Origin of the sequence: Burkholderia sp. 4M9327F10, from assembly GCF_005503145.1 — a bacterium.
Lineage (GTDB): Bacteria > Pseudomonadota > Gammaproteobacteria > Burkholderiales > Burkholderiaceae > Paraburkholderia.
The window spans coordinates 51,162-63,886 of record NZ_SCNV01000002.1 but is presented as its reverse complement, the minus strand read 5'-3'; the positions used below and the strand labels follow the sequence as shown (position 1 = coordinate 63,886).

At 61.5% G+C, this 12,725-nt stretch carries 11 protein-coding genes; 8 read left to right on the top strand and 3 right to left on the bottom strand.

The genetic code is table 11. The features are described 5' to 3' along the window. Positions 1-139 precede the first annotated feature (139 nt). The 6 genes from FFS45_RS02670 to FFS45_RS02645 all read left to right on the top strand — a co-directional run bounded on the left by FFS45_RS02670 (position 140) and on the right by FFS45_RS02645 (position 6,955). Positions 140-1,531: a GH1 family beta-glucosidase gene (locus tag FFS45_RS02670; RefSeq protein ID WP_137953160.1), complete on the top strand. Its 1,392-nt coding sequence runs from the start codon at positions 140-142 to the stop codon at positions 1,529-1,531. Positions 1,532-1,605: 74 nt separating this feature from the next. Further along, positions 1,606-2,844, top strand: coding sequence for an ABC transporter substrate-binding protein (locus FFS45_RS02665; protein ID WP_137953159.1), 1,239 nt, complete (start codon positions 1,606-1,608; stop codon positions 2,842-2,844). 8 nt (positions 2,845-2,852) lie between these two features. Continuing rightward, entirely contained in the window at positions 2,853-3,788 is a 936-nt protein-coding gene (locus FFS45_RS02660) for a sugar ABC transporter permease (RefSeq protein WP_137953158.1), read from the top strand. Then, positions 3,788-4,720 carry a carbohydrate ABC transporter permease gene (locus FFS45_RS02655; protein WP_137953157.1) on the top strand — a complete coding sequence of 311 codons (933 nt, stop codon included), beginning with the start codon at positions 3,788-3,790 and terminating at the stop codon, positions 4,718-4,720. The genes FFS45_RS02660 and FFS45_RS02655 overlap by 1 nt, the downstream gene beginning before the upstream one ends. Positions 4,721-4,735: 15 nt before the next feature. Next, the gene (locus FFS45_RS02650; protein WP_137953156.1) at positions 4,736-5,818 is read left to right on the top strand and encodes an ABC transporter ATP-binding protein; all 1,083 of its coding nucleotides are present in this window, start codon (positions 4,736-4,738) and stop codon (positions 5,816-5,818) included. Positions 5,819-5,842: 24 nt separating this feature from the next. Next, a complete protein-coding gene (locus FFS45_RS02645; protein WP_137953155.1) occupies positions 5,843-6,955 on the top strand; it encodes a LacI family DNA-binding transcriptional regulator in 1,113 nt (370 codons plus the stop codon). 43 nt (positions 6,956-6,998) lie between these two features. Here the strand turns inward: FFS45_RS02645 and FFS45_RS02640 are convergent, their stop codons facing one another. Next, the gene (locus FFS45_RS02640; RefSeq protein WP_137953154.1) at positions 6,999-7,856 is read right to left on the bottom strand and encodes a PA4780 family RIO1-like protein kinase; all 858 of its coding nucleotides are present in this window, start codon (positions 7,854-7,856) and stop codon (positions 6,999-7,001) included. Between the two features lie 625 nt (positions 7,857-8,481). Between FFS45_RS02640 and FFS45_RS02635 the strand changes: the two genes are divergently transcribed. After that, a complete protein-coding gene (locus FFS45_RS02635) occupies positions 8,482-10,191 on the top strand; it encodes a SulP family inorganic anion transporter (protein ID WP_137953153.1) in 1,710 nt (569 codons plus the stop codon). A 688-nt stretch (positions 10,192-10,879) separates the two neighbouring features. Here FFS45_RS02635 and FFS45_RS02630 read toward each other — a convergent pair. Both FFS45_RS02630 and FFS45_RS02625 read right to left on the bottom strand, forming a co-directional pair. After that, positions 10,880-11,260 carry a hypothetical protein gene (locus FFS45_RS02630; protein WP_137953152.1) on the bottom strand — a complete coding sequence of 127 codons (381 nt, stop codon included), beginning with the start codon at positions 11,258-11,260 and terminating at the stop codon, positions 10,880-10,882. Positions 11,261-11,268: 8 nt separating this feature from the next. Beyond that, positions 11,269-11,907: a LysE family translocator gene (locus FFS45_RS02625; protein ID WP_137953151.1), complete on the bottom strand. Its 639-nt coding sequence runs from the start codon at positions 11,905-11,907 to the stop codon at positions 11,269-11,271. A gap of 365 nt (positions 11,908-12,272) precedes the next feature. Here FFS45_RS02625 and FFS45_RS02620 point away from each other — a divergent pair, with 365 nt between their 5' ends. Beyond that, positions 12,273-12,707, top strand: coding sequence for a VOC family protein (locus tag FFS45_RS02620; RefSeq protein ID WP_137953150.1), 435 nt, complete (start codon positions 12,273-12,275; stop codon positions 12,705-12,707). Positions 12,708-12,725 lie beyond the last annotated feature (18 nt).

Below are 12,725 nucleotides of genomic sequence, written 5' to 3'. Positions count from 1 at the left end.
GCCTCAATGGGCTCCCCCCCTCCAGACAAACCCTGATTGCTGCCTGGATTTAGCCGCTGATATCGTTCGCTGGTTCTTGTGGAAGCGCTTCCACTGCGCATTCGCCCGACCGGTTTGACGACCTCTCAAAGGAGGATTCATGGCAAACGATCTATCCGCTCCGCCTCAAGACCTGAACGGCGACCCGTTCACGCCGCCCGCCGATTCCGCGCTCTGGCGCAAGCACTTCCTGCTCGGCGCCGCTACCGCTTCCTACCAGATTGAAGGGGCTGTCCATGAAGACGGCCGCCTGAGCTCGATCTGGGACACCTTCTCGGCTACCCCCGGCAAAGTGCTGGCGGGCGACACCGGCGAGATTGCCTGCGATCACTATCATCGCTGGGAAGAGGACTTCGATCTGCTGACGGCGCTCAACTTCGAAGCCTATCGCCTGTCGATCGCGTGGCCGCGCGTCATGGACGGGCAGGGCAAGCCTAACCAGAAGGGCCTCGACTTCTACAAACGCCTGCTCGATCGCCTCAAGGAAAAGGGGCTCAAGACCTTCGTCACGCTCTACCACTGGGATTTGCCGCAATATCTGGAAGATCGTGGCGGCTGGCTCAACCGCGACGTCGCGTACCGCTTTGCCGACTATGCAGACCTGATGAGCCGCGAGCTTGCCGGCCGGGTCGATGCATGGATGACGCTCAACGAACCGTGGTGCTCGGCGTATCTCGGCTACGGCAACGGCCATCACGCACCGGGCCTCGCCAACGGGCGCTTCGCCACCCAGGCCATGCATCACCTGCTGCTTGCACACGGCCTGGCAATTCCCGTGCTGCGCGCCAACGACCCTGCTTCGCTGAAAGGGCTCGTCGCCAACGTAGGCCGCGGCACCGCGAATTCGGAAAGCGCCGCCGATCGCCACGCGGCGCATCTGTTCGAAGTCCAGCACAACGCCTGGATTCTCGACCCGCTGTTCAAAGGCGCATACCCTGACGATCTGTTCGATCTCTGGCCCGGTACCGAGCCGCTCGTGCTGGAGGGCGACCTCAAGACCATCTCCGCGCCGCTCGACTTTCTCGGCATCAATTATTACTTCCGCACCAACGTGCAGAGCGACGGTGGACATGGCTTCACGGAGGTGCCGCCGACAGGCGTCGAACGCACGCAGATGGGCTGGGAAGTGCATCCGGACGGCTTGCGCGACCTGCTGATCGGTTTTCACAAAAGCTACCCGAACCTGCCGCCGATCTATATTACGGAGAACGGCATGGCGTCGGACGATCGCGTGATCGAGGGCCGTGTCGACGACCCCCAGCGTATCTCGTTCCTCAAACGCCACATGGCGGCGGTGGATAGCGCGATCAAGGCCGGGGTCGATATTCGCGGCTATTTCGTGTGGTCGCTGCTGGACAACTTCGAATGGGCCTTCGGTTACGAGCGGCGCTTCGGCGTAGTGCATGTCGACTATGAGACGCAAAAGCGCACCGTCAAACGCAGTGCCGAACTGATTGCAAAGTTTATCGAGGAGCGCAAGAAACGTAACTGAAGTCTGCAACCGAATACGTTGAGCTGGTTTGTATGTCGACCTGAAACAAAGGCGCAAAGCCTGGAGGAGACGGAATGAACTGCAGAAGGAAACTCGTGAGCGGCGTTGCCTTGGCCCTCGCACTCAATGGCATCGTTGCTCACGCCGATCCGCTGAAGGCAAACGTGATTCACTGGTGGACCTCGGGCGGCGAATCGGCCGCTATCCGGCAGTTTGCGGATGCCTACGACAAGGCCGGCGGCCTGTGGGTCGACAACGCCGTGGCCGGTGCCGATCAGGCGCGCTCCACGGCCATCAACCGGATTGTCGGCGGCGATCCGCCCACCGCCGCGCAGTTCAACACCTCCAAGCAGTTTCATGACCTGATCGATCAGGGCATGCTCAACAACGTCGACTCGGTGGCGGCCCAAGAGAACTGGAACGCCATTTTCCCGCCATCGATTCTCGACGCCATCAAGGTCAATGGGCACTTCTACGCGGCGCCTGTCGACATTCACATGCAGGACTGGTTCTTCTATTCGAAGCCGGCCTTCAAGAAAGCCGGCATCGCGGGCGAGCCGCAAACTTTCGACGAACTGTTCGCCGATCTCGACAAGCTGAAAGCGGCCGATCTCATCCCGCTCGCGCTCGGCGGCCAGGCGTGGCAGGAAAAAATCACTTTCGACGCGGTGTTCGCCGACGTCGGTGGCACCGACCTGTATATGAAGGTCTACCACGATCGCGACCAGAATGCGGTGAATTCGCCGGCTTTCAGGAACGTGCTGACCACCTTCAAGCGCCTGCACAATTACGTGGATGCGGGTTCGCCCAACCGCAACTGGAATGACGCCACGGCGCTCGTGATTTCGGGCAAGGCCGGCATGCAGATCATGGGCGACTGGGCGAAGGGTGAGTTCTCGGCCGCCAACCAGGTAGCGGGCAAGGATTTCGGCTGCTTCCCGGGCTTCGGGCCACATTCGCCTTACATGGTGGCGGGAGACGTCTTCGTGTTCCCGAAGACGGATAATGCCAATGCGATCAAGGCACAGAACCTGCTGGCCACCGTCATGACATCGCCACCCGCTCAGGTTGCGTTCAGCGCAAGGAAAGGCTCCATTCCGATCCGCCCGGACGTGGATACCTCGAGCCTGGATATCTGCGCGAAGGAGGGCATTGCCATCATGAAGGACAAGTCGCGTCAGTTGCCGAACCCGGAGATGCTGATTTCGCCGGACCTGCAAGGTGCGTTGACGGACGTCATCACCAACTTCTGGAACAAGAACGAGTCGGCTGAAGATGCGCAAAAGGCGTTCGCCAGCGCGCTGAAGAGCTGAGCACGGCGATGCGCGCAATCGGCTTACCGTCGGTAGAGGAGCGCCACGCGAGGCGCTCGAAACCGCTTGGCCGGCGCTGGCCGCTGGCGGCCTGGATCGCGCTGCTGCCGATGGTGGCGACGGTCCTGTTCGCCTACCTCGGCACCATGCTGTGGACGGTCAAGGTGTCGCTTACGCTGTCGCGCACCTTTCCGTCCAACCACTTCGCCGGCGTGACGCAGTACGTGCGGTTGTTCCAGAACGATCGCTGGATGGTGTCGCTGCAGCACATCATCATCTATGGGGTGTGCTTCATCGTCGCCTGCATGGTGATCGGTCTGCTGCTGGCTATCTTCATCGATCAGCGCGTGGTGGCGGAAGGGGCGTTGCGTACGGTGTTTCTGTATCCGTATGCGATGTCGTTCGTGGCTACAGGTCTCGTCTGGCAATGGATTCTCAATCCTGAGCTCGGCGTGCAGGAGGTCCTGCATCGCATCGGCTTTGTCCACGCGCGCTTCGACTGGATCGTCGATCAGGACTGGGTGGTCTATACGCTCGTGATCGCCACGGTCTGGCAAGCGTCCGGGCTGGTGATGGCGTTGCTGCTGGCCGGCCTGCGCGGCATCGACGACGAGATCTGGAAAGCAGCCCGCATCGACGGCATTCCGCGCTGGCGGGTCTACGTGAGCATTGTGGTGCCGATGCTCAAGACCTCAATGTCCACGGCATTCGTGCTGCTGTTCGTGATGGTGGTCAAGCTGTACGACGCGGTCGTGGCGATGACGTTAGGCGGCCCGGGCACGGCGAGCGAAGTGCCGGCCAAGTTCATCATGGACTATCTGTTCGGCCGCGCCAATATCGGCCTTGCCTCGGCGGCCTCGGTCGTGTTGCTGGTCACCGTGCTGGCGATTCTCGCGCCGTTCTTTTACGTGCGCAGCCGCAGTGCTTTACGGAAGGACGTTTGATGAATACGGTCCCTTCAGTTGCCCAGTCCGCCGGCAAGCCCGGCGTCAACCCGCCGGCCAGACCTCGTGCGAAACGCCGCTCCCACTTCACGCCCGCTCGTTTTGGCGTCTACGCGTTCCTGATTACGGCCGCACTGTTCTTCCTGTTGCCGCTATACGTGATGCTCGTGACCTCGGTCAAGCCGATGAGCGAGATTCGCATGGGCAATATTCTGGCGCTGCCGCTGCATTTCACGCTCGCGCCGTGGCATGACGCGTGGGCATCGGTCTGCACGGGTCTCGACTGCAACGGCATTCAGGTCGGCTTCTGGAATTCGGTGCGCATTGTCGTGCCGAGTACGATCTTGTCCATCATGATCGGCGCGGTGAACGGCTATGCGCTGTCGTTCTGGCGGCCGCGCGGCGCCGGCTTGCTGTTCGCCGTCCTGCTGATGGGTGCGTTCATTCCGGTGCAGGTGATGGTCTATCCACTGGTGCGGGTGCTGGCTAGCGTGCATCTGTTCAGTTCGTTGCCCGGCATTGTGGTGATTCATACCATCTTCGGCATGCCCATCATGACGCTGCTGTTTCGCAACTACTACGCGTCGATTCCGCTGGAACTGTTCAAGGCGGCACGCATTGACGGCGGCGGTTTCTGGCGCATCTTTCTGCAACTGATGCTGCCCATGTCCACGCCGATCATCGTCGTGGCGGTCATCATGCAGGTCACCGGCATCTGGAACGACTTTATTCTCGGGCTGGTGTTCGCGGGCACGCGGAACCTGCCGATGACGGTGCAGTTGAACAACATTATCAACACCACCACCGGCGAGCGTCTTTACAACGTCAATATGGCGGCGACCATCCTCACGTCGATGGTGCCGCTCGCCATCTACTTCATCTCGGGCCGCTGGTTTGTGCGCGGCATTGCTTCCGGCGCGGTCAAGGGATAAGTCAAGGGACAGGGCATGGCCAATGTATCGAACGTATCGGTTCGCAATCTGCGCATCGAGCTGGGCGCGAACACGGTCATCGAGTCGCTCGATCTCGATGTGAATGCCGGCGAATTCGTCGTGTTGCTCGGCCCGTCGGGCTGTGGCAAGTCCACCTTGCTGCATAGCATTGCGGGGTTGATCGACGTGACGGACGGCAGCATCGAAATCGGCGGCGAGGATATGACCTGGGCCGATCCGAAAGATCGCCGCATTTCGCTGGTGTTCCAGTCGTATGCGCTGTATCCGACCATGAGCGTGGAGCGCAATCTGTCGTTTGCGTTGCGCATCAACGGCACGCCGAAGGCGGAAATCGAGCGGCGTGTGTCGCGGGCTTCGGAGATGCTGCAACTCGGGCCGCTGCTCAAGCGCAAGCCGGCGCAACTATCCGGCGGCCAGCGCCAGCGCGTGGCGATCGGCCGCGCGATTGTGCGCGAGGCGGACGTGTTTCTGTTCGACGAGCCGCTGTCGAATCTCGACGCCAAGTTGCGCACCGAGTTACGCCGCGAACTGAAGCAACTGCATCAACGGCTCGGCGCCACGATGATCTACGTGACTCACGACCAGGTGGAAGCGATGACGCTCGCCACCCGCATGGCCGTGATGCGCGGCGGCGTGATCCAGCAGATCGGCACGCCTGCCGAGGTCTATGCGCGGCCCGACAATCTGTTCGTGGCGACCTTTCTCGGCTCGCCGGCGATGAATATGCTGCAAGGGCGGCTGGAACGGCGCGAGGACGGCGTGCATTTTTGCACGGCCCATCTCGACCTCGATGTGTCGCGCTACCCGTTCAGGACACTGCCCGATACCAGGCTGCCGTGCGTGCTCGGCGTGCGTCCTGAAGACGTGCGCGTGGGTCAGGACTTCGCGCAGCAAGGCCAGGTATCGCTGGTCGAGCCGATGGGCAACCACCGCGTTATTTGGCTCGATTATCATGGCGCCCAGATCGCGTCGATCGATCAGGACAAGGCGCCTATCGCGGTAGGGCAAACGCGTGCCTTTTCGCTCGACAGCGCCCATATTTCGCTGTTCGACGAGGCCAGTGGCGCCCGTCTCTGAACGGCACGGTTTGATGGAGCGTGTGTGGCAACCCTGAAAGACGTGGCGGAACTGGCCGGGGTCGGCATGTCGACGGCATCGCGGGCGATTTCCGGCAAGGGACCGGTATCGGCCGATGCCGCGCGTCGTGTGCAGGCTGCCATCGAGGCGCTGAATTTCCGGCCTTCCTCGATTGGCCGCGCCATGGCGACGCAGTCACTCGGCATGATCGGCGTGTTCGTGCCGACCTTCTTTGGCTCCTACTACGGCACCATCCTCAAGCAGACCGACACCGAGTTGCGCGCGGTGCATCGTCACGTGGTGGTGGCAACCGGCTGCGGTGACGCATCGCCGCGCGAGCAGGCGCTCGAAGCGGTGGATTTCCTGATTGGCCGCGATTGCGACGGTGTGCTCGTGATCAGCCATGACCTGCACGACGAAGATTTGACCCGCCTGCATCGGATGCATCCGAAGATGGTGTTTCTCAACCGCGCTTTCGGGCAATTGCCGGAGGCGTCGTTCTGCGCCGATCACGTGCGCGGTGGCGAACTGGCTGCGCGTACCTTGCTCGAGCAGGGGCATCGCGAGATTGCGGTCATCGCGGGGCCTTTCAGCGCCTCGGACAACCGGGCGCGTCTCGAGGGATTCTTTGCGGAGCTGGCGCTCCACGGCATTGAACGGGCGCAGGTGCCGCTGATCGAATCGGACTTCTCGCCGGAAGGCGGCTATGCGGCGGCGCAGGCTTTGCTCGACCTGATGCAGCCGTTTACCGCGGTGTTTTGCGCGAACGACACGATGGCGGTGAGCGCTCTCGCGCGTTTTCAGCAGGCCGGCATTTCGGTGCCGGGCGATCTCTCGGTGATTGGCTACGATGACGATTATTCAGCGGCCTATGCGGCGCCGGCGCTCACCTCGGTGCATATTCCTACAGCGGACCTGACGCAAAACGCGGTGCGCTGGCTGGTGAATCAATGCTACGGAACGTCGTGGGAGATTTTCCGCGAGTTTCCCGTGACGGTGACGATGCGCGCCTCGGTGGGGGCGCCCCGGCAAGGGCCGGCGCCGTGGTGTGCGCCGGCAGTGGCGCCGACGCTCCCAGCGAGGCGCGCATCGACCAAGGCGCGACGCGGCGCGAGCCGCGCCGGCGGCAACGCGTAGAGTAAAGCGCGTGTGGCAGCGCGTTTAGCAAAGATACAGGCGCTCAGCCGCCTTCGCGCAGCGACTGTTCGTGGCGCAAGCGGGCTTCTTCTTCGAGGCGCGTGTCCTCGAGTTCCTGCAGCACCGCGTCGAGATCGACCGGCGTGGTGTCGAGTTCGATCTGTCCGGTCAATTGCACTTCGGGATGCAGACCGCCGCCTTCGAACAAGGCCCAGATCTCCTTGCCGTAATTCGCACTCAGCAGATGCGGTGCAAAACGGCCGAAGTAGGCTGCCAGATTGTCGACGTCCCGCTCCAGCATGGCAGGGGCTTCGAGATTGCCGGCGGCATCGACCGCCTGCGGCAGGTCGATGATCACCGGGCCATCCTCGGCCAGCAGGATGTTGTACTCGGACAGGTCGCCGTGAATCACGCCCGCGCACAGCATACGCACCACTTCGTTGAGCAGCCGCTCATGCAGTTCGACCGCGCGTGCTTCGCTCATATCCACATCGTTCAAACGCGGCGCGACGTTGCCGTCCGCGTCGGTCACGAGCTCCATGAGCAGCACGCCGTCCGTGCAGATATACGGCTGCGGCACGCGCACGCCGGCATTGGCCAGACGAAACAGCGCGTCGACCTCGGCGTTCTGCCAGTGCTGCTCCTGCACCTCGCGGCCATAACGGCTGCCTTTTTCGATGGCGCGCGCTTCCCGGCTGTTCTTGACCTTGCGCCCTTCGAGATAGGAGGCCGCCTGGCGGAAGCTGCGCTGCTTCGCATCCTTGTAGACCTTCGCACAACGGATCGAATCGCCGCTGCGGACCACGTATACGGTGGCTTCCTTGCCGCTCATCAACTGGCTGATGACTTCGTCGATCAGGCCCTCTTCGACGAGCGGGAGCAGACGTTTGGGTGTCTTCATGCGGCCACCGCCTGCGTGCGGCACGGGGACGCGAGGGGGGCGAAAAGAAGGACGGCGGGGCGGGTAAGCGTGGCTGCCTGCAAAGCGGCGGCCTGGAGCGGGGATAAAGTCATGCCCGATTATAAGGTGTGTGCGCGATTCTCAGAACTCGCACATCTTTGATGCTGGATTCGGCGGTAGTGACAAGCTGCCTGCCTGGTACAGCTTGGCTTGCAATTTCGTAAGCTTTGTAGGACTTCTACTCATCAAGCACGCGGACTCTGCGACCGCGCTACGTCAACGGCGGTGGAGCCAGCCGGCGAGACCGCATTGCCAACACGGATTTGCGGGGTTTTACCTTATTTAAAAGAACGGTCGATCCTTTACACTCGCGGAAATATTTTGTTACGGGGTGAAAGATGTTGGTCACTTTCCTGATTACCTGTCCGCTTGCGATCGCCGCCTTGTTTGGTTTCGCCCGGATCGTCGATCCCCTGACCGGGCAACTCAAGCGCTAGTTCAAGCGGGCCGGCGGCCTCTGATTCTTGTGCCCGGGCGGCGCCCGAGACGTAATCGAGTCTTGCGCTGTAGTGCCCACTCGCGGCAGGATGCTGGATTCCTCATCTGATTGGGACGCCATTCCTGCATGCAAGAATCTCCAGAAAAACTAGCCACCCGGTTTGGCCTGCTCAAAGGCATCCTCCCTCTGAATCGCGCTGCGGCGCTGCGTGACGCACTCGCCGGGGTCACGCTGGCGTCCATGGACATCCCACAGGTGCTCGGTTACGCGCGCATTGCCGGCATGCCGGCCGTGACCGGCCTGTATACGGTGTTCCTGCCGCTGGTGGCGTTCGCGTTCTTCGGCGCGTCGCGCCATCTGGTGGTGGCAGCCGACTCGGCCACCGCGACTATTTTCGCCAGCAAGCTCTCCACCATGGCGCCGATCGCGAGCGGTCAATACGTTGCGCTTGCCGGCATGGTCGCCTTGCTGACCGCGATCCTGCTGCTGGTAGCCCGCATATTCAAATTGGGCTTCCTCGCCGACTTCCTGTCGCGTACCGTGTTGGTGGGCTTTCTGGCAGGCGTGGGGGTGCAGGTGGGCATCGCGATGCTGGGCGACATGCTCGGTATTGCGGTTTCGTCGCCACGCAGCACGGTGCAGCTAGAGCAGATCTTGAGCCGCCTTGGTCAGGTCAACCTGCCGACACTGGCGATTTCAGCCGGTGTGGTGGTGAGCATTCTTCTCGCCAAACGCTTTGTCCCGCGCCTGCCGGTGCCTTTGCTGGCTGTGGTGGGCGGGATTGCCGCCAGCGACCTCTACGATTTCGCCGGGCACGGTATCTCGATCCTCGGTCCCGTGGCCGGCGGTTTGCCGCCGTTGCGCCTGCCGGTTGCGAGCTGGCGGCAGATTCTCGATCTGCTGCCGGTGGCCGCGTCGTGCTTCGTGATGATCGTCGCGCAGAGCGCTGCTGCAGGACGCGTGTTTGCCCAGCGCTATCACGAGAACGTCGACCTGAACGCGGACATACTTGGTCTCGCCGCAGCCAACACGGTTGCCTCTTTCTCCGGCGCCTTCGTTGTCAACGGCAGTCCTACTCAAACCGCGATGGCCGATCGGGCCGGTACGCGCAGTCAGTTCGCACAACTGGTGTTTGCGGCGGTGGTGGTCGTGGTGCTGCTGTTTTTCAGCCGGTATTTGCAATACCTGCCGCACTGCGTGCTGGCCGGCATCGTGTTCACGATTGCGGTGGGGCTAATCAATGTGCAAAGTCTCGCGGCGATTCGCAGTGAGAGCCCGGGTGAATTCACGCTGGCCATTTTTACGGCGCTTGCAGTGGTGGTGCTGGGTGTCGAGCACGGGATTCTGATCGCAGTGGCGCTCTCGCTGCTGCGCCATGTGCGCCATAGCTACCGGCCGCATACGATGATGCTGGCGCCAGGAGCCGATGGACGCTGGCAGCCGGTACCGGCAAAGCCCGGTACGCAGACGGCGCCTGGGCTCATCGTCTATCGCTTCGGCGCGGACCTGTTCTACGCGAACGATCATTTCTTTGTCGAAGAGGTGCGCCTGCTGATCGACCAGGCGCCGAGCAAGCTGCGCTCGTTCGTGGTGGATGCAGGCGCAATCACGGACCTCGATTACTCGGCGGCACGCTCGTTGACCGATCTGTTCGATTCGCTCAAGCAGCAGAACGTCGAAGTGGTGTTCGCGCGCGTGAACCGCTATCTGCGCTCCGATATGGACCGCCACGGGATCACGCCGATCATCAAGGCGTCGTGCATCTTCAGCACCTTGCATGAGGCGCTGGCGGCGGTGGGGGTGGATTCGGACCCACGGGTGAATGGAACGATCTAGCTTCGCAAAAAGACGCCCGCCGGTGGCGGGCGCGTTCATCAGCTGCAACCCGGGGAAGGTTGCAACGTGCGGGGAACCATAAAAGGACTCAAATAAAGTCTAGTCCAGATCGACGGTAATGGTAGTGGATTTTTATAATCGAATTGTAAACTATCGGCGCCTTGTTTCATCGATCGAAAGGATCAGTTAACATAAATCAAATAATGAAACTGTTGATCCGATTTATTGAATTATCGTTGCACCGTCTCCGTTTGGCTTTGCTTCGGTTGCGATTGGATGATGTGGCGATATGCGAGAAATGGCGGTGCGGTGCGGGTTGCGTCGCCGGCAGGTCGGCCAGCTATTTGGTCAGTTAATGAATCCGCGTTGCTACACTCATTGAATATAAAATCTGGTCTCGTCGACAGGCAGGAATTTAGCTATTGTGTTGTTCCTTGCTGAATCCCTATTTCACTATATATTCCATTCGTGAGGAGATCATCAATGAAAAACCTTCGCAGGATGCGAAGGTTTTTCGGCCGCTCATTACTGGCGGTGCGCAATTCGAGGAATACCCAAATCAGATTGGCCTACCGCGCTTTTCCATTAACGCGACGCAGCTTGGCAGATGCAGGCAGCGGTGTTCAGGAGCACCGCTGCGGCGTCGATCAGGACCGCAGTGTAAGGGCTGGCGAAACGGCTTGCCTGCTTAATTGTCCTGATCGTCTGCCGGTTCGTGCAGCGTGTCGAAGATCCGGCTATGGCCCGCCATGAAGCAGGCGCCCGCCGCCGCCGTGCATAAAACCGCCACGGTATAGGCAAGCGGTTTGCCGTGCCAAAGGCTATCGAACCATTGATGAAATTCCGCCATCACGACTTCGGCCGTGCCGCCGATGCGCTGCAGTTCGAGCTGGTATTGCGGGTTCGCCGTGCCATACATCAATTCCGCGCTGTCCGGGGCAGGCGCGGTGGCATAGATGATTGCTGCGCCAATCAGGCCGGCCACAAGGATGACGACGCTCGCCAGGTACAGGCGAACCTGTAATGGCGAGTGTGGTGCTGACGCGTCGTGTGGTTCCCGGCTGCTCATTTTGCCGGTTAGCTGCGCGAGGTGAGCAGCTTCAAACCCGCCACGCTGAACACCACAGCCAGCGTGCCGTCGAGCCAGCGGCGGATCGAGCCATACACGCGGCGTGCCGTTTCGGTCGAAAACAGGATCGCGTAGCTGCTGAACACGCAAACGCCGATAGCCATGCAGCCGAGCACGACCGGGGCCGTATGGGCCGCGCCACCCGAGGCGGGAATGGCCAGCGAGACAATCGACAGCCAGACCAGAATCGCCTTGGGGTTGGTGAGGTGCAACAGCAGGCCGCGCACGTAGAGCCGCCGCGACGACTCCGGCACGCGCGTCACGCTGGCGAGCGGCTGTTGCGGTGTGAGTGCCGAGCGGGCCGATTTCCACGCCAGCCAGAGCAGATAGAGGCCGCCCACGACGCGGATTGCCACCAGCAACTGCGAATAGGTTGCGAGCACGGCCGACAAACCGAGCGATGCCAGCAGGGCCCATGAAAACGAGCCGGACATGACGCCGAGCGCGAAAGCGAACGCCGCCTTGCGGCCGGAGCCCATGGCGAGGGACATGATGGCGAGATTGCTCGGGCCGGGACTTGCCGTACCGACGAAGTACGCGGTATAGGCGATCAGGACGTTGGCCGATAGAAAAGCGCTGAATGTCATTGGGGCGATGCCTTCAGGGAGCGGGTGGGAGAACGGCCTCGTGGTGTCGCTGGATGCGGAGTCGGGTTTGCGTCATCGCTGGGCCGGTGGGTGGCAGGTCACATTCTGCACGACGTAGCGACAATGAGGACAGGTACAGTTCGCACATGTACAGTTCGTTGCGGGTGGGGCGGCACACTCAGCACGGCTGCGAAAGCCGTGCCGCTGGCAAGATACGGTGCCTTCAGTTTGCCGAGCGTGGCCAATTCATCGATTTTGGTGATGATCAGATCAAAAATATATCGTTTTTCACCAATTTACATAATGGATATACTCGCCGGTCAGCTCTGTTTTTATTCGTTGTCAACTTCCGGGTCTAGATCATCATGAGCGCTTCCGAAGCCGTTTTGCCGCCGTTCCATCTGGCGTTTCCCGTCCACAGCCTCGCTGCCGCCCGCGAGTTTTATGGCGAATTGCTCGGTTGCCCGGAAGGCCGCAGCTCACCGGAGTGGGTGGACTTCAATTTCCACGGCCATCAGATCGTCGCGCACCTTTCGCCCGAGGAAGCCGGGCATCGGCACACCAGCGCGGTCGACGGCGATGCGGTGCCGGTGCGCCACTTCGGCGTCGTCCTGCCGATGGAGCAGTGGCAGGCCATCGCGGACCGGCTGCAGGGTGCCGGTATCAGCTTCATCATCGAGCCGCATGTGCGCTTCAAGGGCGAGGTCGGCGAGCAGGCCACGATGTTCTTCCTCGACCCGTCGGGTAATGCGCTGGAGTTCAAGGCTTTCGCTAACATCGCCTCGTTGTTTGCGAAGTAGGGCGTAGGCGGCGCGGCG

Excerpts from the sequence above, each read along its gene's own strand:
- FFS45_RS02670 (WP_137953160.1), top strand. The coding sequence starts at position 140 with ATGGCAAACGATCTATCCGCTCCGCCTCAAGACCTGAACGGCGACCCG.
- FFS45_RS02665 (WP_137953159.1), top strand. The coding sequence starts at position 1,606 with ATGAACTGCAGAAGGAAACTCGTGAGCGGCGTTGCCTTGGCCCTCGCA.
- FFS45_RS02660 (WP_137953158.1), top strand. The coding sequence starts at position 2,853 with ATGCGCGCAATCGGCTTACCGTCGGTAGAGGAGCGCCACGCGAGGCGC.
- FFS45_RS02655 (WP_137953157.1), top strand. The coding sequence starts at position 3,788 with ATGAATACGGTCCCTTCAGTTGCCCAGTCCGCCGGCAAGCCCGGCGTC.
- FFS45_RS02650 (WP_137953156.1), top strand. The coding sequence starts at position 4,736 with ATGGCCAATGTATCGAACGTATCGGTTCGCAATCTGCGCATCGAGCTG.
- FFS45_RS02640 (WP_137953154.1), bottom strand. The coding sequence starts at position 7,856 with ATGAAGACACCCAAACGTCTGCTCCCGCTCGTCGAAGAGGGCCTGATC.
- FFS45_RS02635 (WP_137953153.1), top strand. The coding sequence starts at position 8,482 with ATGCAAGAATCTCCAGAAAAACTAGCCACCCGGTTTGGCCTGCTCAAA.
- FFS45_RS02630 (WP_137953152.1), bottom strand. The coding sequence starts at position 11,260 with ATGAGCAGCCGGGAACCACACGACGCGTCAGCACCACACTCGCCATTA.
- FFS45_RS02625 (WP_137953151.1), bottom strand. The coding sequence starts at position 11,907 with ATGACATTCAGCGCTTTTCTATCGGCCAACGTCCTGATCGCCTATACC.
- FFS45_RS02620 (WP_137953150.1), top strand. The coding sequence starts at position 12,273 with ATGAGCGCTTCCGAAGCCGTTTTGCCGCCGTTCCATCTGGCGTTTCCC.